The sequence below is a fragment of the Paenibacillus sp. JT31N17 genome, assembly GCF_056269255.1.
Genome location: NZ_JBWDNP010000019.1, coordinates 1 through 26,173, shown reverse-complemented (window position 1 = coordinate 26,173; position 26,173 = coordinate 1). Strand labels below are relative to the sequence as shown.

The window sequence follows — 26,173 nt, the reverse complement described above, 5'->3', positions numbered from 1 at the left end:
GCCGCTGAGTAAGCGGATCAGGACCCGGTTCGAGGACCGCCAGTCAATGTCAATACGGTGATTTCCGGCCGGCACCAGAAGCGGACTGGATAGGTGGAGACGCCTATCCCCCGATTGGTGTAAAGCGTTAATTTTTTCTCATCCCCGAGTACATACAACCCATCCGGATATTTGCGTGCAAGCTCAGGTGTAAAAATGGCGCCGAAGTGGGGTAGACGCACTTGTCCGCCGTGGCTGTGTCCTGACAGCTGAAGATCGACCTTATATTTTAGCGCCTCATCCGCCATATCCGGTTCATGGGCAAGCAAAATGGTGAACGGCTCTTTTCCGTTTGGCGGGAGAGCCGCATCAAAATCGTGGCTGCCCCGCAGGACATCGTCAATTCCCGCAATCCGCAAAGGCTGCCCTTCGTGCCCGATCGGCTCCCAGCTGTTGTTCATCACCCGAAAACCGCCGTCCTCCAGAATCGAGGTGACAGCCTCCGCGCCTGCCGTATAATCATGGTTTCCAAGCACGGCCCATTTGCCAAGAGGTGCCTTCAGCTGGCCCAGCAGACGGGAGCATCCCTCTTTGCTTGATCCCACCGAATTATCGTAGAGATCGCCTGTGAAGCAGAGCAGATCAGGCTGAAGTTCCCGAAGCTTTGCAACGAGACTCTCCATCCGGTCCAGACCGTAATGAAAATCCAGATGGACATCGCTGAAATGCACAATCCGCAAGCCTTCGTATGAGCCAGGCAGATTGCGAAAGGCCAGTTTTTTGTTTACAATACGGATCAGCCGCGGCTCCATATACCGCGTATAGCTAAAGCCCGCAATCGGGGCTGCGAGCAAGGCGCCGAATAATAATCCGCTTTTTTTGAGGAAGGTACGCCGTGTTATATATCGTTCTGTTTTCATATGAACTCCTACTAGTCTCTGATTTACTAACATTATAGCAAATATAGCCTGAGAAGCTTGATATGTTCGTTATAAAGAACTACAATGATTGTATTGCAAACGGCGAGGTGATGCAAATAACAAGCAGGCGCGTGCTTGCGGTCCAGCCGCCTCGACATTAACAAAGATGAGGGAGATTCCTATGATTGGAGACCGGATAAAAAGTCTGCGGGTAAAAAAAGGCTACTCTATAACAGAGCTTGCCGACCTTGCGGGTGTTTCCAAATCTTATTTGAGTTATATCGAACGAAATGTACATAATAATCCTTCGCTTCAGATGCTGGCCAAAATTGCCGCTCCTCTGGATACCAGCATTGAATTCCTGCTGGAGGACCGCGACCAGCCGGGGCTTCAAATGGATGATATTCTGGATGAAGAATGGAAAACGATCATCCGCAAGGCTGTCAACGAGGGCATGAGCAGGACGGATATGAACGAAACCAAGGATCTTATCGTGCTTAAGAAATGGAAAGAACATAATGTGGATGCCTGTCTCCATATTAACAGGTATAACAAAACATCCACTTTTATTGTGCTGCATATTAATTATGGTTAATTAGTCGCATTGCTGTATTGACATGTTCTATATAAAGAACTAATATGGAGTCATATTGTTCTTTATAAAAAACAAAAGCAAAGAGCGGGTGACCTGATGGAAGCGGAAAGGCTCGGAAACGGGAGCGCTAGAAGAACACCGGGAAAAGAGATTAATCTGAAGGCTTTGTTTGTCGTCATTCGAAAGCGCCTGTGGATTGCTGCCGCATCGACGGTATTATTTTCGATACTGGGTTATGCCTACCATTCCATTCCTGAAACACCTCTATACAGCGCCGCATCGAGGATTATTATCGGGGCAGAAAGCCCGGAAACGATGAGCACCCTCAAGGTTATGATAAGAGAACCGATCGTATTGGATGCAGTCATCAAGGATATTGGCATTAACCGCTCTCCCGGGGCGTTAAGGCAGCAGATTGGCGTCACCGCGGTGGAGGGCTCTTCAATTACAATCATTTCCGTCGCAGATGCGGATCCTGCGCTTGCAGCCGCTCTTGCCAATTCTGTCGTTCGTGAATTCACGCGGCTTGCTGGTGAAACGCTGAATTTTACTTCGATAAAAGTATTGACGGATGCACAGTCGCTTGCCAATCCTGTGCCGGTCAATCCCAAGAGCAACCGGATTCTGTATGCCGCCTTCCTGGCTGGTCTGGCAATTGGAATCGGCCTGATCTTCCTGCGGGATTCATTGGACGACTCCTTGAAATCCGGACAGGAAATCGAAGAAGTGCTGGGCCTGCAGGTACTTGGACAGGTCTCGAGAATGAAGGTGCGGAAGCTGCCTGGCAAGCAAAAGCAGAAGAAAAGTTTAGCGCTGCGGGGTGAAACGATTGGATCATAAACGAAATAAACCGGGAAAACATGCCGTGAGCGCCTGCCTGATCAGCTATCTTCATCCTCATTCCGCTTCTGCGGAGCAGTATAAGGCAATACGCAATAATATCCGTTATGCCTCCAGGGGAAAAACGGTCAATTCCGTTATTGTCACATCGCCTTCGTCAGGAGAGGGCAAAACAACCGCTGCCGTCAACTTGGCGGTATGCATGGCACAGCAGGGAGAACGCGTGCTGCTGGTGGATACGAATATCCGGAAGCCTGTCCTGCAGCGTGTCTTTAATCTTGAGACGGCAGCCGGATTAACGAATGTACTGGCCGGGCAGGTGGATCCGGAACAGGCAATCCACCATACGGAGATCGACAAGCTGGATCTGCTTCCAAGCGGTCCCCTGATGTATCAGTCAATCGAGCAGCTGGACTCCAAACGGATGGCTTTGGTTCTGGAGTATGCGAAGGGCCATTACGACAAGGTAATTTTCGACAGCGCTCCGGTTCTTGGCCACCATGATACAAATGCGCTGGCTGCCAGATGCGACGGAGTCATTCTCTTGTTCACAAGCGGCAAAACCAGACAGGACAGAGCGCTGGAAGCCAAACGTTCTCTGGAGTTTGCCGGAGCGACGATCATCGGTGCCGTGCTGAACAGAAGCTGAAGGAGGCTCTGCTTCTTATCCTTCTGTCAGTGTGAACCGTCGTTCGTTATAAAGAACATAAAGCGGCAGTGTAAACAAGGTTAAATCTCTTGGCTGTTAGAGATTTACCTATAGGGTTTTCATTTAATGGGAAGACCCGATAGGTAAGCCCTCTAAACAATGGGAATAACAATCAGCGGCTGAGACTTGTCGGCTGTACTAATCGCATGGAAAGGGTGAACCTGACTTTGACCTATCGACAACGGCTATTTTTCTTGATTTTCATGGATTCCTTTATTGTAATGACAGCCATTTTCTTCAGCCGCTTTCTGGTTAGCGCCACATTAAACGTATTTACGGTTCCAATCATCAGCAGCTCCATTGTGCTGCTTCTGAGCCATCATGGATTCGCCTTTCTCTACAAGCTGTATAAGAAGGCATGGGAGTATGCCAGCTTCGGTGAGCTGCTCAATATTGCCAAAGCGATTACCTTGTCGATTGTGACAGCAGCCTGCATCCAGCAGCTCCTCTATTATGATGTCTATTTCCGGCTGCTTGGGGTGACCTGGATGCTGCATATTCTGCTGATCGGCAGCTCTCGCCTTTGCTGGCGGCTGCTGCGGGATACCTATATTGGACAGCAGGGGGACCGTAAACGCACGCTTATCATAGGAGCGGGGTCCGCTGGGACGATGGTGGCCAGGCAGCTGCTCGGCAGCATGGACAAAGAGCTGATGCCTGTGGCGTTTATCGACGACAACGCGAAGAAGCATCATCTGGATATCCTCGGCCTTCCCGTCATTGGCGGCATTGCGGCTATTGAAGAGAAGACCCGGGAGCTTGCCATTGACCATATTGTTATCGCGATACCTTCATTGAATAAAAATCAGCTCAAACGGATTATTCGCGAATGCGCCAAGACGACGGCCAAGACGCAAATCATCCCCATGCTGGAGGATCTGGCGACCGGCAAGGTTTCCGTCAGTCAATTCCGGGACGTGCAGGTGGAGGATCTGCTCGGAAGGGAGCCGGTGGAGCTTGACATAGACAGCATCTCGGAATATGTCACGAGCCGGGTGGTGCTGGTGACCGGTGCCGGAGGCTCCATCGGTTCGGAAGTATGCAGGCAAATCTCCCGCTTCCACCCGGACAAGCTGATTCTCCTCGGTCATGGGGAGAACAGTATCTACACGATTGAAATGGAACTGAAGGACATGTTCGGGCAGACAGATATTGAATTCATCACGGAAATTGCGGATCTGCAGGATGCGGACAAAATGATGTCGGTCATGAATGCCCACCATCCGCATGTGGTATACCATGCCGCTGCGCATAAGCACGTTCCCTTGATGGAGCGCAATCCGGAGGAAGCTCTTAAGAATAATATCATCGGCACCTTGAATGTCGCCAAGGCGGCAAATCATTATCGTGTCGGCACATTCGTCATGATTTCTTCGGACAAAGCGGTTAACCCGACCAGCGTCATGGGCGCGACCAAGCGGATTGCGGAGATGGTCATTCAGCATATGGCCCGGTACAGCACCACCCGTTTTGTGGCCGTCCGCTTCGGGAATGTGCTGGGAAGCCGGGGCAGCGTTATCCCGCTGTTCAAGAAACAGATTGAGCAGGGAGGGCCGGTAACGGTTACCCACCCGGATATGGTGCGTTATTTCATGACCATACCCGAAGCTTCCAGGCTGGTCATTCAGGCCGGAGCGCTTGCCAAGGGCGGGGAAATATTTGTGCTGGATATGGGCGAGCCTGTGAAAATTATGGAGCTTGCCAAAAACGTCATCCGCATGTCGGGCTACACGGTGGAGGAGATCGGCATCCGTTACACGGGAGTCAGGCCGGGAGAGAAGCTGTTCGAGGAGCTGCTGTCCGCCGGAGAGGTTCATGAGAAGCAGGTCTATCCGAAAATTTATGTGGGAAAATCCTCCGAAGTAGACTTCGGCGACATTGAGAATCTGCTGTCGATTTACCATACCCATACCAAAGCGGAGCTGAGGCAAATGCTGCTGGATTTCGCGAATCATAAAATCGCCGTTCCGGAGCTGCTGTCCGTATCCGGTTAACCTGAAGATTGGTAGGTGCACCCGCATGCCTCCGAAAATACTATTTGTCGCGACGCTGGATACGCATTTCAGAGCGTTTCATCTGCCGGTCATGCGGCGCTTCAAGGAGCAGGGCTGGGAGGTGCATGTCGCGGCCAAGGGCGACAGCGAGCTCCCGTTTACAGATCAGAAATTCAATATTTCCATCGGGCGTTCACCGCTGCGCCTTTCTAATATTAGGGGCTGCAGGCAGTTGAAGCTCCTCATGGAGAGGAATGACTACCGGATTGTTCACTGCCATACGCCAATGGGCGGCGTCTTGACCCGGCTCGCTGCAAGCAGCGCGAGAAGAAGCGGCACGCGTGTTCTGTATACTGCACATGGCTTTCACTTTTGCAAGGGCGCTCCGCTTCTGAACTGGCTGCTGTACTACCCGATCGAGAAGACTCTTGCCCGCCGGACGGACTGTCTTATTACCATCAACGAAGAGGATTACACCCTCGCGGCCGCAAGAAGGTTCAAAGCGAAGCGGCTTGTCCGCGTGCATGGCGTCGGTGTCAACACCCAGCGCTTCGCGCCTGTCGGCTCGCAGGAGCGGCACCGGCTGCGCCAAGGCTTCCGCTACGGCAAGCATGAATTTCTGCTCTTCTACGCCGCTGAATTCAACGGCAACAAGAATCATCAGCTGCTGATCCGCGCAGTCGCCCGGATCAAGGATCAGGCCCCGACGCTGAAGCTGCTGCTTGCCGGCGATGGACCGCTGCTTGCGGAGTGCCAGAGCCTTGCTGCAGCGCTTGGCGTCCGGAGCATGATTGACTTTATCGGCTACCGCGATGATATCGACCGCCTGCTGCCCATGTGCGACGCGGCCGTTGCCTCCAGTCTGCGGGAGGGACTGCCGGTCAACATTATGGAGGCGATGTCCTGCGCCCTGCCGGTTGTGGCAACCGCGAACAGGGGGCATTCGGAGCTGGTCAAGGACGGGAGAAACGGATTCATTGTCCCGCCTGATGATGCCCCGAAGTTTGCAAACCGCTTGCTTGAGCTTTATCAATCGGAGGAGCTGCGCAGGCGGATGGGTGCGATGAGTCTTCACGACGTGGCTGCGTATTCCATCTCCCAAGTGGTAAAGGAGCTGGATAAGGTCTATTCAACGTACATGATGGAGGATGGAAATGAAGCCCAAAGTCAGCATAATCGTGCCTATCTATAACATACAAAGGGATATGGATAAGAAAATTAATCCAATAGGGGTGTGAGCAGTTGAAACCGGCTCGAATATTACAAGTGGTAACCGTCATGAATCGTGGCGGGTTGGAAACGATGATCATGAATTACTACCGGCAAATGGACCGTCGTAAAATACAATTTGATTTCATGGTGCACCGATCCGAGAAAGGCCACTACGACGATGAGATTGAAGCGCTTGGCGGGCGTATTTATCGGATGCCGCGGATCAGACCGGGTAATTACAGAAACTATTTTAAGCTCCTTGACCAATTTTTTACTGTCCATTCGGGTTATCATGTGGTGCATTCACATATCAACGAAAACAGCAGCTTCGTGTTAAGAGCAGCCAAGAAGGCGGGCATTTACTGCCGTATTGCACACAGTCATATTAGCGACCTCGGGATTGATATGAAGTTTCCATTCCGTTTGTATGCCAGAAATGCGATGAAAAATAATCTGACCGGATATTTTGCCTGCTCTAGCAAAGCAGGCGAGTGGTTGTTCGGTAAACAGATCAAGGATCAGGTTCCACTGATTGTTCTGCGTAATGCTGTACCTGTAGAGGAATATGCCTTTGACCAAGCAATCAGGAATGTGGTCAGGCACGAGCTTCGCGCTGAAGGGCGCTTCGTTATTGGCCACATCGGCAGATTCGATGAACAGAAGAACCACAAGTTTCTGATCGATATATTCCAGGCCGTACACCGTCTTAACCCGCAAGCGCTGCTGGTCCTTGCTGGTGACGGACATTTAAGGGCGGCGATTGAACGCAAGGTAGATAAGCTAGGATTGTCGCAGCATGTACAGTTTCTGGGTGTCCGCTCGGATATATCGAAGCTGCTGCAGGCTATGGATGTCTTTTTGTTCCCCTCCCTCTTCGAGGGGCTCCCCGTAGCGATAATCGAAGCCCAGGCGGCAGGGCTAAGATGCATCGTATCGGACACTATCACGGCGGATGCGGATGTGACAGGAAGGCTTCAATTTATAGGTTTGCAGGAAAGTTCGCAGAATTGGGCTCAGCATATTCTAGATACAACCTATGAACATCTGGATACGGCCGAATCACTGCGGAAAAACGGATATGATATTGAAACCATGGCCCAGTGGCTGTCGGAGTATTATTTGACTCAATTGTCCGCCGCTGTCGGCAGGTGAGGAGTGTTGACGGATTGAAGCCGATGTTGACTGTTTTCACACCTACCTACAACAGAGCATATACCTTGCATTTGTGTTATGAAAGTTTGAAGAGGCAGAGCTGCCGTGATTTTGTCTGGATGATCATTGATGACGGCTCATCTGATCATACAAGGGAACTGGTTGCAGGCTGGATGGAGGAAGGTCTGGTTTCCATTCTCTATCACTATCAGGACAACCAGGGGATGCACGGAGCGCATAATGCCGCTTATGAACGGATAGATACCGAACTTAACGTCTGTATTGATTCCGATGATCACATGACCGATGATGCCGTAGAGAGGATAACAAGCTTCTGGAGGGCATACGGGGACAATAAGTATGCCGGCATCGTAGGATTGGATGCGACACCCGGAGGTAGATGGATCGGTACGGCGATGCCCGAGGGATTAAAGTCATCCACACTGACTGATCTGTATGAGAAGTACAGGGTCAAAGGGGATAAGAAACTTGTATACCGCTCAGAACTGACCAGGTCCTATCCGCCGTATCCCATCTTCGGAGGGGAGAAATATTGTCCTCTAGCCTGCATGTATATTCAGATTGATCAGCACTATGAGCTGCTCATTATGAATGAGCCCCTCTGTATTGTCGAATACCGGCCGGACGGATCAAGCATGAATATGATTAACCAATACAAACGCAATCCGCACGGATTTGCTTTCTTCAGGAAAATCGCCATGAAGCATGCACCTTCGTTCAAGAAGAGGTTGCGAGAATCTATTCATTATGTATCTAGCAGTCTGATGATCCGAAACAGACAGTTGTTGCGCGAGTCGCCGAGCAAATGGACGACTTTGCTCGCTTTTCCCTTTGGGTGCCTGCTTTACCTCTACCTTATGAAGACGAATAGAGCAGCTGTAAACCATATCGGCAGACAACAGGAACCGGGTTGATCGGGAATAGCCGGAGGAGAACGAAAAATGACTATATTGTGGATGACGTTGATACTCGTTTTTATGTTTGCCTTTATGGCCAGATATTTCGCTGTTCCTGCCATTGCGGGCATCGGAGCTGCACCTGTCAGTCCCAATAAGCTTATGGCTGTTCTGGCTGCGTTGACTCTTATGATCGTTGCCGGACTGCGGTCCAATATTGGTGATACCTTCTATTACATGCATGGCTATACCGTAAACGATTTTAGTTGGTCTCATATCATGCAGCAGAAGGATATTGGATTTAGTCTCTTTCAGATGATCTTGAAAAATTTTTCCGAAGATCCCCAGATACTCATCCTTGTGACTGCTATTATGACAAACGCTCTCATTGTTTCCGTTTTTTACCGTTATACTAGATTGTTTGAGATTGCCTTGTATGTATATATTTCATCCGGCGCCTTTATTGTGTCGATGAATGGGATCAGGCAGTATTTGGCAGCGGCGATTGTCCTGGCAGCATCGAAGTATCTTTTTGGCGGGAGCTTTTACAAGTATTTGGTGATCGTTACATTGGCCTCCATGTTCCATCTGAGCGCATTAATCATGATCCCAATTTATTTTATCGTGCGTCGCAGGGCTTGGACAGGCGCAACCTTCGGAATGCTCTTGATAGCTATTGCAATAGTGATGGGGTACAGTGAATTCTCGGACTTACTGTTCTCTGCGATCAAGGATACTCAATATGGGGAGTACAGCACATTCGCCGAAGGCGGGGCCAATGTGATCCGAGTGTTAATTGACTCGGTGCCGCTGATCATCGCGTATCTGGGCAGAGAGAAGCTGCGTACGATTTTCCCCCATGCCGATATTGTTGTCAATCTGGCGCTTCTCGGTTTTATCCTAATGGTAATTTCCACGCAGAACTGGATTTTCGCACGGATGGCAATTTACTTCAGCCTCTATCAAATCATTATGATGGCATGGATTATCAAGATCTTCCGGGAGAAGGACCAGAAGCTCATTTATTTCGCGATCGTCGTGCTGTACCTGATTTTTTTCTTTTATGAAAATGTTATCACGCTGGGCCTCGATTACCAAAGCAATTATTTGAACTGGCCGTTCTGAAGGAGGAAGGAAAATGTCATCAACTCATATCCCGCGCATCATCCACTACTGCTGGTTCGGCCGGGGAGCGAAGCCCCAGCTGTTCATCAAATGCATGCGGAGCTGGCAAAAGCATCTGAACGGCTACCAGTTCATAGAGTGGAACGAGGATTCATTCGATATTCAATCCAATCCGTACGTAAAAGAGGCTTATGCGGCCCGCAAATATGCGTTCGTCAGCGATTATGTGCGGCTTCACGCTCTTTACCATCATGGCGGGATTTATATGGACACCGATGTTGAGGTCGTGAAGCCGCTCGACCGCTTCCTCGATCACGAGGCGTTCTCCGGGTTTGAGGACGGGCATTTTCTTCAATCCGGGACGATGGGAGCCGCCAAGGGGCATCCCTGGATCGGCGAGCTGCTGCTGGACTATGACAAAAGAAGATTTCTCCGCAAGGACGGAAGCTACGATACGACGACCAATACTGCGGTGATCAGCCGCACCTGCGAGAAGCACGGGCTGCTGCTGAACGGCGAGTATCAGGTGCTCGCAAACGGCGTAACCTTTTATCCGCGAACCTATTTCAGTCCCTATGATTATATTAACGGGGCAAGCTTCATCACGTCGGACAGCTATACGATTCACCACTTCGCACAGTCCTGGCTTCCGGCGCATGTCCGGATGAGAAGCACGCTCAAGAGAATGGCGAGCCGCCTGGTCGGCCCCAAATTAATCGCAAAGATGAGGGACATGCTGTGAAACGATTAATGGATCTTCTGCTGGCAGTCCCCCTGTTTGTTTGCCTGCTGCCTGCCATGGCGGTGGTTGCGGTTCTGGTGCGGACCAGGCTGGGTTCGCCGGTGCTGTTTAAACAGCACCGGCCCGGCCAGCACGGGAAGCCGTTTCAGATGATGAAATTCAGAACGATGACCGATGCCAGGGACAGCAGCGGCCAGCTTCTGCCCGACTCCGTGCGTTTGACTCCCTTCGGGAAATGGCTGAGGAAGGTCAGTCTGGATGAGCTGCCGCAGCTGTGGAATGTGATCAGAGGCGATCTGAGCCTCGTAGGTCCCAGGCCGCTGCTGATGGATTATCTGCCCCTGTATACGGAAGAGCAGGCGCGGCGACACGAGGTCAAGCCGGGCATCACCGGCTGGGCCCAGATTAACGGACGCAATGCGATTTCCTGGGAAGAGAAGTTCGCGCTTGATCTGTGGTATGTGCAGCACCGCAGCCTGAGGCTGGATATCGGGATCCTGCTGTTGTCAGTCAGGAAAGTATTTCGGTCCGAAGGTATCCAGAATGGCAATCATGCCACGATGCCGGTATTTAAAGGGAGTGTGAAGGGACTTGAACGCTAGGGAAATGAATATTTTATTTACAAGCTCGGGACGAAGAGTGTCGCTGATCCGCAAGTTCAAGGAAGCTTATGCAAGCCACGGGATTCAGGGCAAGGTCGTGACGGCCGACAATAAACCAACCGCACCGGCGGCCTTTGCCGGGGACAAGCATGTTCTCGTTCCCAGAGTCGCCGACCCGCGGTATGTGGAGACATTGCTTGCGATATGCAAGGAGGAACGCATTGATCTGCTCATTCCGCTGATTGATACCGAACTGGTCCTGCTGGCGGAAAACCGGGCGTTGTTTGAGCAGCAGCATGTCCGTCTGCTGGTCTCAAGCGTCGAGCTTAATGAGCTCGCCTCGGATAAAATGAAGACCTTTGCCTTCTTCACGGAGCATGGCATCCGCACCCCAAGAGTATACAGCGAAGCGGAAGTGCAGGTAGAACCGTTGGCGTTTCCGCTGCTTATCAAGCCCAGGCGAGGCAGCTCCAGCCAAGGCGTAACGAAAATTCACAGCAGGCGCGAGCTGGACTTCTTCAAGGATTATATTCCGGAAGCGATGATTCAGGAATATGTGACCGGCGAAGAATATACGGTCGATGTCATGCTGGATTTTCAGGGGACGATCAAGGCCATTGTGCCCCGGCTGCGGATGGAGACCAGAGCGGGTGAAGTCAGCAAAGGGGTTACACGAAGGGATGCTGCGGTCATCCGCGCTGTGCGGCAGGCGGTAAGCGTGCTTCCCGGAGCAGTGGGCTGCATTACGCTGCAGTGCTTTAAGCAGGAGAACGGCGAGATTACGTTTATCGAGATCAATCCCCGTTTTGGAGGCGGAATCCCGCTCGCCATTGAAGCGGGCGCGGACTTCCCGCTGTGGACCATCATGCTTGGAAGAGGCGAGCAGTTTACGGGGGAGTCCGATGACAGCTGGGACGACGATCTGACCATGCTCCGTTATGACGATGCTTTCTTCACGAAGGAGTTTGCTTATGGGCATTAAAGCCGTCGTGTTCGATCTGGACGATACGTTGTACCTGGAGAAGACTTATGCCTTGAGCGGCTTCAAGGCAGTGGATCAATGGTTCAGGGACCGTCATGGAGCCGGCGGTTTCTATGAAACGGCGGCCTCGCTGCTTCATTCGGGGACCAAGACGCTTGTTTTCAACCGGACGCTTGAGCTGCTCGGGATTTCGTACGACGAGCGGCTGATCGCGGAGCTGGTGGAGTTGTACCGTTCCCACCGGCCGGATATCGCTCTGCTCGAGGATGCCGGGTGGGTGCTGGCGAACCTGGACAAGGACGTGACGCTGGGGATCATCTCCGACGGGTACCTCGTTGCCCAGCAGCAAAAGGTCCTGGCGCTTAATCTGGCGGAGGCTTTCCATGCGATTGTATTGACGGATGCGCTGGGCAGGGATCATTGGAAGCCAAGTCCGCTCCCGTATGAAACGTTCAGCAGACAGACCGGAATTCCGCACTTTCAATGTCTATATATCGGAGATAATGCAGCCAAGGACTTTGTAACAGCCAAACGGCTGGGATGGACCACCGTGCAGATCAGCAGGGAGCAGGGGATATATGCGGCTGTTCAGGCGGAGCCCTCCCATCAGGCTCATTATCAAATCGGCGACCTGAAGGATCTTGCCGGTTTGCCGGCGCTTGCGCATTTGTTCAAGAAGGAAGTGAAAGCAGTCCATGGATAACAAGCATAAACGGATCTATTTGTCGGCGCCGCATATGAGCGGCAGGGAGCAGCATTATATCGGTCAGGCTTTTGCCGACAACTGGATCGCTCCTGTGGGTCCCCATGTCGATGCGTTCGAGCAGGAGATGGCGATTCATGTGGGGGCAGGCGGATGTGCGGCGGTCAGCTCCGGAACGGCAGCGATCCATCTGGCCCTGCGGCTGCTTCAGGTTGACAGGGGAGACCGCGTGTTCTGTTCCACGCTGACGTTTATCGCGAGCGCCAATCCGATCCTGTATATGGGCGCGGAGCCGGTATTTATCGATTCGGAGCCTGCGACCTGGAACATGTCGCCACAGGCTCTGGAGGCGGCGCTTGCGGAGGCGGACCGGGAAGGGGCGCTGCCCAAAGCGGTCATTGTCGTCCATCTGTACGGACAATGCGCCAAAATGGACGAGATAACGGCCCTTTGCGCCCGTTACGGGGTCCCGGTCATCGAGGATGCCGCAGAGTCGCTGGGCTCCACCTATAAGGGAAGGGAAAGCGGAACGCTCGGCGAATTCGGTGTTTATTCCTTCAACGGCAATAAAATCATTACCACATCAGGCGGCGGCATGCTGGTAGCGGAGGATGCCGGAGCATTGGAACAGGCCCGGTTCCTGGCGACTCAGGCGAGAGACCAGGCCGCGCATTATGAACACAGCCAGATGGGCTATAATTACCGGCTGAGCAATCTATTGGCAGGGGTGGGCCGGGCGCAGCTGCAGGTGCTGGAGGAGCGCGTCGAGTCGCGAAGGGCCATCTTCGACAGGTACAGCAGTCAGCTGGCCGATCTGCCGGGCATTGCCTTTATGCCGGAGCTTGCGGGGACCAGATCCAACCGCTGGCTCACGGCATTGACGATCGATGAACAGGAAGCGGGGCTGACGGCTTCGGAGGTGCTTCACGTTTTGGCCGAGGAGAATATCGAGGCTCGTCCGGTATGGAAGCCGCTGCATCTGCAGCCGCTGTTTGCAGGCAAGCGTTATTATTCGCATGAGGGAATGAACGTGTCTGAACGGCTGTTCGTGGCGGGGCTTTGTTTGCCATCGGGGTCGGGGATGCAGGAGGATGAGCAGCAGCGCGTTATCAGCTGCATAACGGCGGCATTCGGGCAGGCGGCGACGCGGGCGGGACGCAACCGCATTGCGCTCTCTTAGGATATGGAAAGATGACAAGCACCATAAAGTAAACACCCGGCGCCTGGCTCAGGTTGCCGAAAAACCACTTGGCATTAGACGGCATCCGGACTGGTGCAGGTTCAGGCTTCCCACAACGAGGGGATGTCCCGGAAAGACAGGCTCAGCTGGGCTGATCCCCAAAGAAACAAGCCCCTTCAGAATCGCCACTGATGCGGAGATCGAAGGGGCTTGCTTGTGTTAAAATGGTTCCTCACCGGGGCATGTCCCAATATAATCTTTGGGACATGCCCTCTTTGTGCTGCAGGGAGCACCTTCGCACTGAGCGCAGCTCCCTGCGCGCGGTGTGGCGTATTGCATGACGGGCTGTCCGACCACATGTACCACAGCAAATGCATGACGGCGGGCGAACCCTGCGTCCTTGTTTGAATACTCCGTACAGGGTTCGACTCAACCATAAAGTCAGCTCTGAATGCCCCGGCTCGGAAAACGCTAAACATGCTATCAGTGTATGGTCCAGCATGGCTGAACGGTGACCGATCGTAGCCTTATTTAAAAACCGTCTTATAGCTCCTTTGCCACGAGAACCAGTCCTGTTAGAAGGGGGAAGTCGCACAGCAGCGCTAATCCTTTCGCGCCTTCCTTTGCTGAACGCAAAAGATGCGCGGCATTCTCACGACTGCCTTCCCTCCCTGGATTGTTCTTCGTTTGGCCTGCCAATCGGGAAGCAGTGCGACTCCGCAATGGGGTATCGTTCAATGGCGAGTGCGACTCCGCATTAGGGTGGCGTTCAGTGGTATGAGTACGATTACGCATCATAGTGGCATTCAACTGCAGGAATGGACAAAAAGCGGTCTTGACCGGCTTCGCCGTTTATCGGCATCCGTTCCCTCACCCTTTTCTTTACAACCGTCTTCCCAAAATAATCAAATCCCTCTCGATCCCGTCCAGGTTGGCGATCCGGGGCAAGTGACCCCACTCCTCAAACCGGTATTTCTTCAGCAGCGCGAGGCTGCCCTCGTTGTGGCCGAACACAAAACCGACCAGCGTATTGATATGGAGCCTTGGGCTCTCCTCGATGGCTTTCCCGATCAGCAGGCTTCCCAGTCCCTTCGACCTGTAGGACTCGGCAATATAGATGCTGATCTCCGCCGTAGCGTTGTAGGCCGGCCGGCCGTAGAACGACTGATAGCTCAGCCATGCGACGATTTCATCCCCATGCCTGACCACCCATAGGGGCCTGAAATCGGCGGAATGCTCCTCAAACCACTTCAGCCTGCTTGCAACCGATACCGGCTCCAGGTCCGCGGTTACGGTGCGGCTGGCAATGGTAGAGTTGTATATATCCACGATTTTCGGCAAATCCTCAAGCTTGGCATCCACGATGCTGTAATTATTTTGCATAGCTGCATCCTCCGATAAGTAGTTTAATTTCCATATTGCGATGAAGATTGCCGTATTTCCGATGTTACTCGAACAGCCCCATCGTTCTGTAAATGCCCAGCATCGTCAGCCGCGTGAGCTGCAGCGCCATATATTGGGGCGTATACATGGTCGGATCATTAACCCAGTTCAGGATTACCCCCATGACGGACGAGCTCGAATAATTCAGTAAAATATCCAGCGGAACAGAAAGCTTCTGCTCCATCTTCCTATTAGCAATTCTAGCGTAAAAGCTCTCCCGAATCACCTCATATAATTTAATGGTGAAAATTTCCGGTTCAAGCCGGGTCAGCATGGCCTGATAAAATCGTTTGTTCTCCGTCAGATGCGTGAAGAGTTCAATAAAGAAGGGGTCAGGCTCGTCAAAATTGCCGTTATACGCAAGGGCACCGGCATGCTCGGGATGAATAAGCCGGGACAATTCCCCCAGCTTCTCCTGGGTCAGCTTCTCCCGCAGGTCGAATTTATCCTGATAATGGGCATAAAAGGTAGACCTGTTCACATCGGCGCAGGTGGTAATATCCTTGACCGAGATGGCGGAAAAGCCTTTTTCAAAAATTAAAGAAACAAACGCGTCAACGATCGTAGTGCGCGTTTTATGGATCCGACGGTCCGGATGACGGGAATCCTGCATCATAAGACACCTCCAAGCCTGGGATCGGGATCAAAAAGACGGATGACATATAACTCGAATATGTAGGTTAACCAACATAAGGTTCAATAATGTTGTTTTGTTGAAAGTGGCGCAGAGCCGGTGTGACGCGGACAGCGTAGAATGAAAATCTGTAAGTTGTACCTTTATGCCCGCGCTTTTATCCATTCGCTGCCCACAAGGACAATTTTCATTCAAATGTTGAATAAACCGGATAAAACCAACAGAGGCCAAGTTAATTGCTGTTTAACAGACAGTTGAGAGGATAATGTCGGTTGTGCATTACTGCGGGATAAGTATAATAAAAGCATATTAAACCAACTTTAGCAATGGGGAATGTATGATTAATAACAAAATGAAGGAGACCCGATATGCCGACAAGGGGAGACCGTTTTATTTCTAGTTTGGCTGATGGACGGAATGTATGGCTGGACGGGGCCAAAGTCAAGGATTTGTCCGAACATGCCGCATTTCAAGGTACGCTCGGCACGATAAAACGTTTATTTAACCAGCTTGACGATCCGGCGCTCCGCGATAACGTAGGTTTTGCTCCCCCGGGACGGGAAGCCTATGCGCACAGCTCGTTTCTGGTGCCCTATACCGCCGAGGATCTTAGCCGCCGGAGCCGGGCTTTCAGCTATTGGGCTGATGAAACGCACGGCATGATGAGCCGCTTGTCCGATTACGGCCGTTCCATGATTACAGGCTGGTACGCGGCCAGGAAGCAGTTAAGCCAGCTTGATCCCGACTTCGAAGCGAAGATCACCGCTTATTATACGGACGCCCGCGACCGGGACCTGTTTCTGACAACGGCTATTCTGGACCCGCAGATTGACCGGTCTGTCAGCCTGGACGACAGCCGTATTGCCGAACGGTTCCTGCATGTCGTCAAGGAGACGAAGGAGGGCATTACGGTCCGTGGCGCCAAGATGATTGCCACCGGAGCTCCGTATACGCATGACTTCATCATATTTTCCTTCCTGCAATTTGACCAAACGAACCGTGAGCATGCCCATATTCTTATCGTTCCGGCCAATTCCGAGGGTCTGCATATTGTATGCCGGGAATCCTTCGCGGACAGCAGGGAACAAAATCACATATTAAGCTCCCGGTATGAGGAAATGGATGCGGTGCTGTTCTTCGATGACGTGTTTATCCCGTGGGAGAGAGTGCTGCTGTACGGGAATTCGGAGGCGGTCCTGAAGCTCAGAGCCAACAAGACGGCCAACTCACTCGCCTTTCATCAGACTGTAGTCCGCTATGTATCGAAGCTGGAGTTCGTCACAGGTGTTGCTTTTGCCATTGCCGAAGCGATAGGGGTCAACGGATATTTGCACATCCAGGAGAAGCTGGGCGAGCTGATGACCCAGGTGGACACGATGAAGGCGCTGGTGATCGCCAGCGAGACGAAGGCGAGGCACGATGAGTCGGGAGTTCTGGTGCCGGAGATTTCCTATATTGATACGGCCCGGAATATCGGCACCAAATTTTATCCGCGGGCCATTGAAATTCTGCAGCAGGTGGGAGGCGGGGGATTCGTCCAGACGCCGTCGGGCATGGAGGATTTCTACGGACCGATTTCCAAGCTGATGCATCTGTACTTCGAAGGAGCTTCAATCAGCGCGGAGAAGAAGATTCATCTGTTCAAGCTCGCCTGGGACCTGATCGGCAGTCCGCTGGGCGCCAGGCATGAGCTCTATGAACGCTTTTACGCCGGCGACCCGGTCCGGGCTTATGCCAGCCAGTATGTGAAGTCCGATAAAGACAGCTTCACGGAACCCGTATGGAATCTTCTGAAAGAAGCGGGCAAGCACGGAACCAAGAGGAACTACACCTATATATAAAGAGAGGATGCATGAGAGATGGAAGTATTCTGGTTTATTCCGACTCACGGAGACGGACGGTATCTGGGGACAAAGGAAGGGGCAAGGGCCGTCAGCTACGCGTATTGCAAGCAAATTGCGCAGGCCGTTGACGAATTGGGCTACAGCGGAGTTCTGCTGCCGACCGGCAAGTCCTGCGAGGATGCCTGGATCGTGGCTTCGACCCTGGTTCCGGTCACGGAAAGGCTGAAATTTCTGGTAGCCGTCCGTCCCGGCTTAATGTCTCCGACCCTGGCGGCGCGGATGACGGCTACGCTGGACCGTTTCTCCAGAGGAAGACTGCTGATCAATGTGGTGACAGGCGGCGACCCTGTTGAACTGGCCGGTGACGGGGTGTTTATGAATCACGATGAGCGCTATGAAGTGACGGATGATTTTCTGCATATCTGGCGCAAGGAGCTGGAAGGCGAAGAAGTGGATTATGAAGGCGACCATCTGCAGGTGAAGGGTGGAAAAGTGCTCTACCCGCCTGTTCAAAAGCCTTACCCTCCGCTTTACTTCGGAGGCTCCTCGGATGCCGGCGCCGATGTCGCGGCTGAGCATGTCGACGTGTATCTGACCTGGGGAGAGCCGCCGGCGCAGGTGGAGCAGAAGATCAACCGCATGCGCAAGCTGGCCGAGGCCAAAGGAAGAACGCTCCGCTTCGGCATCCGGCTGCATATCATTGTCCGCCCCACGGAAGAAGAAGCCTGGCAGGCGGCGGACGAGTTGATCGCCCATCTGGATGAGGATACGATCGCGGCGGCTCAGCAAATTTTCGCCAGAATGGACTCCGAAGGCCAGAAGAGGATGTCGGAGCTGCATCACGGCGACCGGTCGAAGCTGGAGATCAGTCCAAACCTGTGGGCGGGCATCGGCCTCGTGCGCGGAGGAGCGGGAACGGCGCTGGTCGGCAGCCCGGACAGCATCGCCGCCAGAATGAAGGAATACACGGATTTGGGGATCGAGACGTTTATTCTCTCCGGCTACCCCCATTTGGAAGAAGCCTACCGGACCGCGGAGCTTCTGTTTCCCAAACTGAATCTGGGCTCCGCCGGGAACGCCGGGGATCCGTCCTTCATCAGTCCTTTCGGAGAAATGATTGCCAATAACGAGCTTCCGGGAACAACCAGGCCTGCGGGCAAATCGCCTGTAAGCAGCCTGAAATCCTAATACGGCATCTACCGGAACACCGGAGACCTTCAGCTTGGGACAAAGAGCTGTTAAGCGTCTCCGTTTTTATTTTATAGAAGGGAAGTGACGAGGGTGGCAAAAAAGAAACAGCTGCGGTTGAATTTATTTGATATGAACTGTGTCGGGCACAACTCCCACGGCTTGTGGAAGCATCCCGACAATGAGCGCAGACGGTATAACGATCTTGGTTACTGGACTGAACTGGCGCAGCTTCTGGAGAAAGGGAAATTCGACGCATTGTTCCTGGCTGATGTGATCGGCGTCTATGACGTATACAAGGGCACGCGCGATATTTCCATACAAAATGCGGTCCAGGTTCCGGCCAACGATCCGTCGCTCATTGTTCCGGTCATGGCCCATGCGACCAAGCATCTGGGATTCGCGGTTACGGTAACAACCTCTTACGAGCATCCTTTTGCCCTGTCCCGCCGCTTGTCCACCTTGGACCATCTCACCAGAGGGCGCGTGGCCTGGAATATTGTGACCTCGTATTTGCCGAATGCGGCAAGAAATTTCGGCCTCGACGAGATGATCAAGCATGACGACCGGTATGAAATTGCCGAGGAATTCCTGGAGGTCTGCTACAAGCTGTGGGAAGGAAGCTGGGAGGATGACGCTGTCGTATTCGATACGGCGGGCGATATCTATGCCGACCCGGCCAAAGTGCATGAAATCGCACATAAGGGCAAGCATTTTCAGGTAGCCGGTCCGCATTTATGCGAGCCTTCTCCTCAGCGCACGCCGGTCCTTTATCAGGCGGGCAGCTCAGGCAGAGGCAGGGCGTTCGCAGCCAAGCATGCGGAATGCGTGTTTGTTGGCGGACAGACGCCGGAGGCGCTCCGCTTTTATGTGGATGACATACGTTCGCAGGCGAAAGCCTTCGGGCGGAATCCCGAGGAGATTCTGATGTTCAAGGGATTCTCGGCGATTGTCGCGGAAACTGCGGCGGAGGCCAGGGATAAGTTCCATGATTTTGAACAGTACCGCAGCAGCGAGGCGGCATTGGCCCAATACTGCGGGTCCAGCGGATATGACCTGTCGAAGCTGGATGACAAGCAAATCTTCGAGTATACGTCCACGGAAGGCAATCAAACGAGGGCGGCGCAGTATACCCAGTTTACGAAGCAGCGGACGGTTGGAGAAGTGAAGGAATCGATCGGGAAATTCGGGGGAGGCTGGATGCAGGTCGGTACGCCGATTGAAATTGCCGATGAAATTGAGCGGTGGGTTGAAGAAGCGGGCATAGACGGCTTGAACTTTGCGCAGGTGGTTACGCCCGGGACGGTCAAGGACTTTATTGAACTGGTGGTGCCGGAGCTGCAGAACCGGGGTCTGGTGAAAGAGGAGTACGAGGAAGGGACATACCGCCAGAAGCTGTTTGGCCATGATACGTCCCATATCCCCGCTGCTCATCCGGCTGCTTCCTACCGTCACCTGGCGGGAGAGGCAGTCAGGCGCTGACAGAACTTCTCCAGATACTGCTGGTCGGTCTCGCTGAAGCGCGCCTCAACCGGGCTGTCGATATCAAGCACGCCGATCAGGGTATCCTGACGGAACAGGGGAATGACCAGCTCTGACCGGGAAGCGGCATCGCAGGCGATATGACCGGGAAACAGATGGACATCGTCCACGCGCATCGTGCGTCTCTCGGCGACGGAGGTTCCGCAGACCCCTTTGCCATAGGCAATGCGGGTGCAGGCAGGCAAGCCTTGAAACGGGCCGAGAACTAGCGTATTTCCGTCCTTCAGCAGGTAGAAGCCTACCCAGTTGATGGTTTCGAGGAATTGCCCGAGAAGAGCGGATGCATTGGCAAGATTGGCGATAAAATCCGGCTCGTCTTCAATCAGGCTGTCTAATTGCTGTATCAGCAGCGTGTACCGGTCCTCCGGGCTGCCCTCGTAATTCCGGGTTTGAAACATGGGAACTTACCTCCTGAATATGCGATGGATTGGAATGATTCATAATTCATGTTCATCCTATTGGAATCCCGCTGCGATGTCAACAAGGCAGCCGGGGAGCCGGCGGCAGGCGAAATTTAAAATCAGAATCCATAGAAAAGAGGTTGTTCAAATGGCGGATGAGAGACAATTATCACTGGAAACGTTAGCGGTGCACGCGGGACAGCAGATCGATCCGACTACGCTCTCGCGGGCTGTGCCGATCTATCAGACCACATCTTACGGCTTCCGCGATACCGAGCATGCGGCAAATCTGTTCGCGCTGAAGGAATTCGGCAACATCTACACGCGCGTTATGAATCCGACTACGGACGTATTCGAGCAGCGGGTGGCGGCGCTGGAAGGCGGGGTCGGGGCATTGGGCGTTGCCTCGGGACAGGCGGCGATTACCTACTCCATCTTGAATATTGCCGGTGCGGGCGATGAGATTGTTTCGGCAGCCAGCTTGTATGGAGGCACCTACAATCTGTTGGCCAATACGCTGAGGAAATTGGGCATCAACGTTACATTCGTGGACCCGGGCGATCCGGAAAATTTCCGCAAGGCCATTACGGATAAAACCAAAGCTCTGTATGCCGAGACGATCGGCAATCCAAAAGGGGATGTTCCGGATATCGAAGCGGTGGCGGCCATCGCCCATGAGAACGGGATTCCGCTTATTGTGGACAACACATTCCCAAGCCCTTATCTGCTGCGCCCGATCGAGCATGGCGCCGATATTGTGGTGCACTCGGCTACCAAGTTCATTGGCGGCCACGGGACCTCCATTGGCGGCGTCATTGTGGACGGAGGCAAATTCGACTGGACAGCAAGCGGCAAATTCCCGGGAATAACGGAGCCGGACCCCAGCTATAACGGAGTCGTATATACCGAAGCGGTCGGTCCGCTTGCTTATATCATCAAGGCCAGAGTCCAGCTGTTAAGGGATCTCGGAGGCGCCTTGTCGCCCTTTAATTCCTTTTTGCTGTTACAGGGACTGGAAACCCTGCATCTGCGCATGGAGCGGCACAGCTCGAACGCTCTGCAGGTGGCCCAATATCTCGACAAGCATGAGGATATCGAGTGGGTAAGCTATCCCGGGCTTGCGAGCCATCCTTCTTACGGGCTGGCGCAGAAGTATTTGCCCAAGGGGCAGGGCGCGATTCTGACCTTTGGCATCAAGGGCGGCATAGAAGCCGGGAAGAGATTGATCCATTCCGTTCAGCTGTTCTCGCATCTGGCGAATGTCGGAGATTCCAAGTCGTTGATCATTCATCCCGCAAGCACAACTCATCAGCAGTTGAACGGGCAGGAGCAAGCGGCCGCAGGCGTTACGCCAGGACTCATCCGGCTTTCGATCGGCACGGAAGGGATTGACGATATTATATTCGATCTGGAGCAGGCAATTGCAGCCAGCAAGCGGAGTGAGCAGGGCCAATAACAAGCGGCGGCATGGCCGTGCAGATAAGCCATGATTTAATACCAAGCAAATCCATCTGATAAATCGACTATTGAAGGAGCGAAACGTAAAGCTATGAAAAAATCGTTGGGGCTATTATTCATTATTATTTTCCTGCTGACCGCTTGCGGTACAGAGCAGACATCCAATACAGCGAAATCAGGCGATGTCTCTACGGCGGCCGCTGGCGGCGGAACGGAAGAAGCCAAGAAAGAGGATAAGGTCATCAAGCATATTATGAGCGACAGCGGGTTTAACGGCGATATCGCCAAAATCCTGAAGGATGAGGTTGCCAAGCAGGGCTATACCCTGGATGTGGTGATCGTAAACGACATCATTCAGCCGAACAAAATCGTCAATGACGGCGAGGCGGATTCGAACTCCTTTCAGCATGAGGCTTATTTTGACCAGTTTGTCGAGGATCAGGGTTTGAAAAATATTGTCCGCGGCTTCTACACGATCTTCTCGCCATCGGGGTTATACTCCAAGAAATACAAAAAGATTGAGGATGTTCCGGACGGAGCCACCTTCGGCATTCCCGTTGACCCGGCCAATAACGGACGCGCCTTGTTCATGCTCCGCGATCTTGGACGCCTGAAGCTGAAGGACGGCGTGACGGTAACCCATGCAACCTTGAGAGATATTACGGACAACCCGCATAAATACAAGTTCAAGGAAGTGGATCAGCTGATGCTGCAGCGTACGCTGGAAGATGTTGATGTGGGCTTCCTGTTTGCCGGAACCGCTGTTCAAATCGGCCTGAAGCCGAGGACGGATGCGCTTGCCCTGGAGAAGGGGGACGGTCTGCCGTACAAGAGTATCGTCGCCATCCGCAAAGATCTGGTAGGCTCGGAAAAAATGAAGGTACTGCAAGCCGCCTATGAAAGCCAGCCGATTAAGGATTTCTATAAGAGCAAGTACGGGGATGCCATTGAATTCATAGATGATTTAAATCATAAGTAAGCGCTGCTTACAAACGAGAGGAGCGATGCGTTGTGATAACGATTCAGGATGTGAACAAAGTATTCAGGATTCCCGATGGAGAGCCGCTGACGGCGGTCTCCTCGGCTTCTCTGCAGATAGACGAAGGCGATATATACGGCATCATCGGGTTCAGCGGCGCCGGCAAATCGACGCTTCTGCGGACGATTAATTTGTTGGAACGGCCGGACAGCGGCAAAATCATCGTGGACGGACAGGATATGCTGGCGTTAAGCGAAAGCGAGCTGCGCAAGGCGCGCATGTCGATCGGCATGATTTTCCAGCATTTCAATCTGCTCAATAACCGGACTGTTTTCGAGAATGTCTCTTTTCCTCTGGAAATTGCGAAGATGCCCAAAAATGAACGAAAACAGCGGATTGAGGAATGCTTGCGGATCGTGGGACTGGAGGACAAAACCAAAGCCTATCCCGCCAAGCTGAGCGGCGGGCAGAAGCAGCGCGTGGCGATTGCCCGCGCGCTCGCCAACGGCCCGAAGGTGCTGCTGTGTGATGAGCCGACTTCCTCCGTGGACCCCTCGACAACGGGAAGCATCCTGGCTTTCCTGAAGGAGATCAATGAACGCCTTGGAATTACGATCGTGATCGTTACCCATGAGATGAATGTCATCAAATCCATCTGCAATAAGGTTGCCGTAATGGAGCAGGGCGTCGTTGTGGAGAAGTTCGAGATGAACGATGCCAAGTTCGAGCCGAAATCCAATATCGCCCAATTCCTGTTCAAGAATGAGATCGTGCTGGATAAAAGAGAGGTGGCCTATGTTTGACAATATCATCTACGCCGGGCCGGAGATAATAGAGGCTCTGGGCGAAACCTTCTACATGCTCGTTATTACGATCCCGCTGGCCGTGCTGCTTGGCACGCCGCTAGGTACGCTGCTGTATTTGACGCGCCCGGGCTCTTTTGTCAAAGCGCCGAAGTTTTATTTTATGCTCAACGGCCTGGTCAATCTCGTGCGGTCCTTCCCGTTTCTGATTCTGATGATCGCGATCATTCCGATCACCCGTCTATTGGTAGGGACGGCGCTTGGAACGACAGCGGCGACTGTGCCGATGGTCATTAATGCCGTGCCTTATTTTGCCCGTTTCGTGGAGCAGACGCTGCTGGAAGTAAACCGCGGCGTTGTGGAAGCGGCCGAGTCGATGGGGGCGAACCGTTTTCAAATTATCTGGAAGGTGCTGTACACGGAGGCCCGTTCAGGCATCGCCAATAACATTACGATTATTACGGTCAGCTTCCTCTCCTATTCAACGGTAGCGGGACTGGTCGGGGGCGGGGGCATCGGGGATTTTGCCATCCGTTACGGCTATTACCGCTACCAGACGGATGTCATGTTCTTCACCGTCATCTTGATGGTTATTTTCGTTCAAGCCTTTCAGTTTACAGGCAATTTCATCGTCCGCAGGCTGGATAAAAGACTTTAAGCTATCAATGCGAAAGAGAAAGGCGGGCGAGCCATGCCGAAGAAAATACATTTGAATGCTTTCGAAATGAACTGCGTGGGGCATCTCTCCCACGGCATGTGGGTGCATCCGGACAATAACCGTCACCGCTATACGGAGCTCTCGTACTGGACGGAGCTTGCGCAGCTGCTGGAGCGGGGGAAATTCGACGCCTTGTTTCTGGCCGATGTGGTCGGCGTTTACGATACGTACAAAGGAGGGATGGAAACCTCGCTGCGGGAAGCGGTTCAGGTTCCGTGCAACGATCCCCTCCTCATTGTGCCGCCAATGGCCCTGGTTACCAAGCATTTGGGCTTTGCGGTGACCTTCTCCACATCCTATGAGCATCCCTACGGCCATGCGCGGCGCATGAGCACGCTCGATCATTTGACAAAGGGGAGGGTGGGCTGGAATGTCGTGACCTCCTACCTGCCCGGCGCGGCGCTCAATTACGGCCTGGACCGGATGATCCCGCATGACGAGCGCTATGAAATCGCCGACGAGTATCTGGAGGTTTGCTATAAGCTGTGGGAGGGCAGCTGGGAGGACGATGCGGTTGTCCGCGATGTGGAAACCGGCACGTATACCGATCCTGCCAAGGTGCATAAAATCAATCATGAAGGCCGGTACTTCAAGCTCCCCGGCCCCCATCTTTGCGAGCCTTCCCTGCAGAGAACGCCGGTTGTCTATCAGGCGGGCAGCTCGGCCAAGGGCAGGGCGTTCGCGGCCAAGCACGCGGAATGCGTATTTCTGGGGGCGCCGACGCTTGCGGCATTGAAGCAGCATATCGCGGATATCCGCGCGCAGGCGCAGGCATATGGACGCCAGCCCGGGCATATCAAGATGTTTACGGGCTTGTCGGTCATTGTCGGCCGGACAGAAGAAGAGGTGAACCGCAAGGTGGAGGAATTCGGCAGGCTTCGCAGCGTCGAGGGCGTCCTCGCCCATTATGGCGGCTCCAGCGGCTATGATTTGTCACGTTACGGACCTGACGATTATCTCGAGTATGTGGAGACCGATCACGGTCAGACGGCGGCATCGCGGTTCACCAGGCACAATCGCAAAACGGTAGGCCAGATCATCGAAACCTTCAAGACGCTGGGCGGACAATCGCCGTTCTTTATCGCGGGAACACCGGAGCAGGTAGCGGATAAAATCCAGTACTGGGTCGAGGAAACGGGAATCGACGGCTTTAACCTTACGCAGTTTCTCTCGCCGGGCTCCTTTCGCGACTTTATCGAGCTGGTCATTCCCGAGCTCCAGGAAAGAGGGTTATACCGCACGGAGTATGAAGCGGGAACCTTCCGCGAGCGGCTGTTCGGGAAGGGCTTTAACCTGACTCCGGAAGGCCATCCCTCGGCATTGATCCGCCGGCAGGCGTTTCAAAATACGATAGTACGCTGATGAATGCTTTACACAGCCTAAGGGAAGAAACGAACTCTGCCGCCATAAGGACGGCGGCAGCCGTTTCTTCTTAAAATATAAGAAAGCATAAAATTTGACTTATACTTTGCTTCTATTTTTGAGTGAAGAAACTTACTGCGCCGCCATAA

Annotated in this window: 25 protein-coding genes; 21 read left to right on the top strand and 4 right to left on the bottom strand. The window is 53.1% G+C overall.

The features are described 5' to 3' along the window. Positions 1-17: 17 nt before the first annotated feature. Positions 18-899, bottom strand: a complete 882-nt coding sequence (locus AC0YOB_RS33590; RefSeq protein WP_475796490.1) for a metallophosphoesterase — start codon at positions 897-899, stop codon at positions 18-20. A 181-nt stretch (positions 900-1,080) separates the two neighbouring features. On the opposite strand from AC0YOB_RS33590, the gene AC0YOB_RS33585 reads away from it, so the two are divergent. From AC0YOB_RS33585 to AC0YOB_RS33525, 13 genes are all read left to right on the top strand, one after another. Then, on the top strand, positions 1,081-1,494 hold the full coding sequence (locus AC0YOB_RS33585) for a helix-turn-helix domain-containing protein (RefSeq protein WP_210038020.1): 414 nt from the start codon (positions 1,081-1,083) through the stop codon (positions 1,492-1,494). A gap of 96 nt (positions 1,495-1,590) precedes the next feature. Further along, positions 1,591-2,334 carry a YveK family protein gene (locus tag AC0YOB_RS33580; protein ID WP_475796489.1) on the top strand — a complete coding sequence of 248 codons (744 nt, stop codon included), beginning with the start codon at positions 1,591-1,593 and terminating at the stop codon, positions 2,332-2,334. Beyond that, positions 2,324-2,983 carry a CpsD/CapB family tyrosine-protein kinase gene (locus AC0YOB_RS33575; protein WP_475796488.1) on the top strand — a complete coding sequence of 220 codons (660 nt, stop codon included), beginning with the start codon at positions 2,324-2,326 and terminating at the stop codon, positions 2,981-2,983. The genes AC0YOB_RS33580 and AC0YOB_RS33575 overlap by 11 nt, the downstream gene beginning before the upstream one ends. 227 nt (positions 2,984-3,210) lie before the next feature. Beyond that, on the top strand, positions 3,211-5,037 hold the full coding sequence (locus tag AC0YOB_RS33570; RefSeq protein WP_475796487.1) for a polysaccharide biosynthesis protein: 1,827 nt from the start codon (positions 3,211-3,213) through the stop codon (positions 5,035-5,037). 25 nt (positions 5,038-5,062) lie between these two features. Beyond that, positions 5,063-6,229 (top strand): glycosyltransferase family 4 protein, encoded by a 1,167-nt coding sequence (locus AC0YOB_RS33565; RefSeq protein ID WP_475796486.1) that lies wholly within the window; start codon positions 5,063-5,065, stop codon positions 6,227-6,229. Positions 6,230-6,279: 50 nt separating this feature from the next. Beyond that, positions 6,280-7,401, top strand: coding sequence for a glycosyltransferase family 1 protein (locus tag AC0YOB_RS33560; RefSeq protein ID WP_475796485.1), 1,122 nt, complete (start codon positions 6,280-6,282; stop codon positions 7,399-7,401). Between the two features lie 14 nt (positions 7,402-7,415). Next, positions 7,416-8,336 carry a glycosyltransferase family 2 protein gene (locus AC0YOB_RS33555; RefSeq protein ID WP_475796484.1) on the top strand — a complete coding sequence of 307 codons (921 nt, stop codon included), beginning with the start codon at positions 7,416-7,418 and terminating at the stop codon, positions 8,334-8,336. Between the two features lie 27 nt (positions 8,337-8,363). Beyond that, entirely contained in the window at positions 8,364-9,443 is a 1,080-nt protein-coding gene (locus AC0YOB_RS33550; RefSeq protein WP_475768855.1) for an EpsG family protein, read from the top strand. 13 nt (positions 9,444-9,456) lie between these two features. Then, positions 9,457-10,185 (top strand): glycosyltransferase family 32 protein, encoded by a 729-nt coding sequence (locus tag AC0YOB_RS33545; RefSeq protein WP_475796483.1) that lies wholly within the window; start codon positions 9,457-9,459, stop codon positions 10,183-10,185. Continuing rightward, complete coding sequence (locus AC0YOB_RS33540; RefSeq protein ID WP_475796482.1) at positions 10,182-10,787, top strand: sugar transferase; 606 nt, start codon at positions 10,182-10,184, stop codon at positions 10,785-10,787. Before AC0YOB_RS33545 ends, AC0YOB_RS33540 begins: the two co-directional genes overlap by 4 nt. Continuing rightward, positions 10,777-11,769, top strand: a complete 993-nt coding sequence (locus tag AC0YOB_RS33535) for an ATP-grasp domain-containing protein (RefSeq protein ID WP_475796481.1) — start codon at positions 10,777-10,779, stop codon at positions 11,767-11,769. Before AC0YOB_RS33540 ends, AC0YOB_RS33535 begins: the two co-directional genes overlap by 11 nt. Then, positions 11,759-12,472 carry an HAD family hydrolase gene (locus AC0YOB_RS33530; RefSeq protein ID WP_475796480.1) on the top strand — a complete coding sequence of 238 codons (714 nt, stop codon included), beginning with the start codon at positions 11,759-11,761 and terminating at the stop codon, positions 12,470-12,472. The genes AC0YOB_RS33535 and AC0YOB_RS33530 overlap by 11 nt, the downstream gene beginning before the upstream one ends. Then, complete coding sequence (locus tag AC0YOB_RS33525; RefSeq protein ID WP_475796479.1) at positions 12,465-13,652, top strand: aminotransferase class I/II-fold pyridoxal phosphate-dependent enzyme; 1,188 nt, start codon at positions 12,465-12,467, stop codon at positions 13,650-13,652. Before AC0YOB_RS33530 ends, AC0YOB_RS33525 begins: the two co-directional genes overlap by 8 nt. Positions 13,653-14,534: 882 nt before the next feature. Here the strand turns inward: AC0YOB_RS33525 and AC0YOB_RS33520 are convergent. Both AC0YOB_RS33520 and AC0YOB_RS33515 read right to left on the bottom strand, forming a co-directional pair. Continuing rightward, a complete protein-coding gene (locus AC0YOB_RS33520) occupies positions 14,535-15,035 on the bottom strand; it encodes an N-acetyltransferase family protein (protein ID WP_475796478.1) in 501 nt (166 codons plus the stop codon). 64 nt (positions 15,036-15,099) lie between these two features. Beyond that, on the bottom strand, positions 15,100-15,711 hold the full coding sequence (locus AC0YOB_RS33515) for a TetR/AcrR family transcriptional regulator (RefSeq protein ID WP_475768866.1): 612 nt from the start codon (positions 15,709-15,711) through the stop codon (positions 15,100-15,102). Positions 15,712-16,097: 386 nt separating this feature from the next. Between AC0YOB_RS33515 and AC0YOB_RS33510 the strand changes: the two genes are divergently transcribed. The 3 genes from AC0YOB_RS33510 (at position 16,098) to AC0YOB_RS33500 (ending at position 20,243) form a co-directional block, all read left to right on the top strand. After that, positions 16,098-17,570 carry a 4-hydroxyphenylacetate 3-hydroxylase family protein gene (locus AC0YOB_RS33510; RefSeq protein WP_475786068.1) on the top strand — a complete coding sequence of 491 codons (1,473 nt, stop codon included), beginning with the start codon at positions 16,098-16,100 and terminating at the stop codon, positions 17,568-17,570. 18 nt (positions 17,571-17,588) lie between these two features. Beyond that, on the top strand, positions 17,589-18,761 hold the full coding sequence (ssuD, locus tag AC0YOB_RS33505; RefSeq protein WP_210038000.1) for an FMNH2-dependent alkanesulfonate monooxygenase: 1,173 nt from the start codon (positions 17,589-17,591) through the stop codon (positions 18,759-18,761). A gap of 93 nt (positions 18,762-18,854) precedes the next feature. Next, positions 18,855-20,243, top strand: coding sequence for an LLM class flavin-dependent oxidoreductase (locus tag AC0YOB_RS33500; protein WP_475796477.1), 1,389 nt, complete (start codon positions 18,855-18,857; stop codon positions 20,241-20,243). Here the strand turns inward: AC0YOB_RS33500 and AC0YOB_RS33495 are convergent. Then, entirely contained in the window at positions 20,213-20,701 is a 489-nt protein-coding gene (locus tag AC0YOB_RS33495; protein ID WP_475796476.1) for a GAF domain-containing protein, read from the bottom strand. The two genes, AC0YOB_RS33500 and AC0YOB_RS33495, sit on opposite strands and share 31 nt — an antisense overlap. A gap of 151 nt (positions 20,702-20,852) precedes the next feature. On the opposite strand from AC0YOB_RS33495, the gene AC0YOB_RS33490 reads away from it, so the two are divergent. The 5 genes from AC0YOB_RS33490 (at position 20,853) to AC0YOB_RS33470 (ending at position 26,024) form a co-directional block, all read left to right on the top strand. Beyond that, positions 20,853-22,160: a homocysteine synthase gene (locus AC0YOB_RS33490; RefSeq protein WP_475796475.1), complete on the top strand. Its 1,308-nt coding sequence runs from the start codon at positions 20,853-20,855 to the stop codon at positions 22,158-22,160. Positions 22,161-22,253: 93 nt separating this feature from the next. Beyond that, entirely contained in the window at positions 22,254-23,141 is an 888-nt protein-coding gene (locus AC0YOB_RS33485; protein ID WP_475796474.1) for a MetQ/NlpA family ABC transporter substrate-binding protein, read from the top strand. 32 nt (positions 23,142-23,173) lie between these two features. Further along, positions 23,174-23,944 carry a methionine ABC transporter ATP-binding protein gene (locus tag AC0YOB_RS33480; protein WP_210037996.1) on the top strand — a complete coding sequence of 257 codons (771 nt, stop codon included), beginning with the start codon at positions 23,174-23,176 and terminating at the stop codon, positions 23,942-23,944. Next, on the top strand, positions 23,937-24,602 hold the full coding sequence (locus AC0YOB_RS33475; protein WP_210037995.1) for a methionine ABC transporter permease: 666 nt from the start codon (positions 23,937-23,939) through the stop codon (positions 24,600-24,602). Before AC0YOB_RS33480 ends, AC0YOB_RS33475 begins: the two co-directional genes overlap by 8 nt. 33 nt (positions 24,603-24,635) lie before the next feature. Next, a complete protein-coding gene (locus AC0YOB_RS33470; protein WP_475796473.1) occupies positions 24,636-26,024 on the top strand; it encodes an LLM class flavin-dependent oxidoreductase in 1,389 nt (462 codons plus the stop codon). Positions 26,025-26,173: the final 149 nt, after the last annotated feature.

Excerpts from the sequence above, each read along its gene's own strand:
- AC0YOB_RS33590 (WP_475796490.1), bottom strand. The coding sequence starts at position 899 with ATGAAAACAGAACGATATATAACACGGCGTACCTTCCTCAAAAAAAGC.
- AC0YOB_RS33585 (WP_210038020.1), top strand. The coding sequence starts at position 1,081 with ATGATTGGAGACCGGATAAAAAGTCTGCGGGTAAAAAAAGGCTACTCT.
- AC0YOB_RS33580 (WP_475796489.1), top strand. The coding sequence starts at position 1,591 with ATGGAAGCGGAAAGGCTCGGAAACGGGAGCGCTAGAAGAACACCGGGA.
- AC0YOB_RS33565 (WP_475796486.1), top strand. The coding sequence starts at position 5,063 with ATGCCTCCGAAAATACTATTTGTCGCGACGCTGGATACGCATTTCAGA.
- AC0YOB_RS33550 (WP_475768855.1), top strand. The coding sequence starts at position 8,364 with ATGACTATATTGTGGATGACGTTGATACTCGTTTTTATGTTTGCCTTT.
- AC0YOB_RS33545 (WP_475796483.1), top strand. The coding sequence starts at position 9,457 with ATGTCATCAACTCATATCCCGCGCATCATCCACTACTGCTGGTTCGGC.
- AC0YOB_RS33530 (WP_475796480.1), top strand. The coding sequence starts at position 11,759 with ATGGGCATTAAAGCCGTCGTGTTCGATCTGGACGATACGTTGTACCTG.
- AC0YOB_RS33525 (WP_475796479.1), top strand. The coding sequence starts at position 12,465 with ATGGATAACAAGCATAAACGGATCTATTTGTCGGCGCCGCATATGAGC.
- AC0YOB_RS33520 (WP_475796478.1), bottom strand. The coding sequence starts at position 15,035 with ATGCAAAATAATTACAGCATCGTGGATGCCAAGCTTGAGGATTTGCCG.
- AC0YOB_RS33515 (WP_475768866.1), bottom strand. The coding sequence starts at position 15,711 with ATGATGCAGGATTCCCGTCATCCGGACCGTCGGATCCATAAAACGCGC.
- AC0YOB_RS33510 (WP_475786068.1), top strand. The coding sequence starts at position 16,098 with ATGCCGACAAGGGGAGACCGTTTTATTTCTAGTTTGGCTGATGGACGG.
- ssuD (WP_210038000.1), top strand. The coding sequence starts at position 17,589 with ATGGAAGTATTCTGGTTTATTCCGACTCACGGAGACGGACGGTATCTG.
- AC0YOB_RS33495 (WP_475796476.1), bottom strand. The coding sequence starts at position 20,701 with ATGTTTCAAACCCGGAATTACGAGGGCAGCCCGGAGGACCGGTACACG.
- AC0YOB_RS33490 (WP_475796475.1), top strand. The coding sequence starts at position 20,853 with ATGGCGGATGAGAGACAATTATCACTGGAAACGTTAGCGGTGCACGCG.
- AC0YOB_RS33485 (WP_475796474.1), top strand. The coding sequence starts at position 22,254 with ATGAAAAAATCGTTGGGGCTATTATTCATTATTATTTTCCTGCTGACC.
- AC0YOB_RS33475 (WP_210037995.1), top strand. The coding sequence starts at position 23,937 with ATGTTTGACAATATCATCTACGCCGGGCCGGAGATAATAGAGGCTCTG.
- AC0YOB_RS33470 (WP_475796473.1), top strand. The coding sequence starts at position 24,636 with ATGCCGAAGAAAATACATTTGAATGCTTTCGAAATGAACTGCGTGGGG.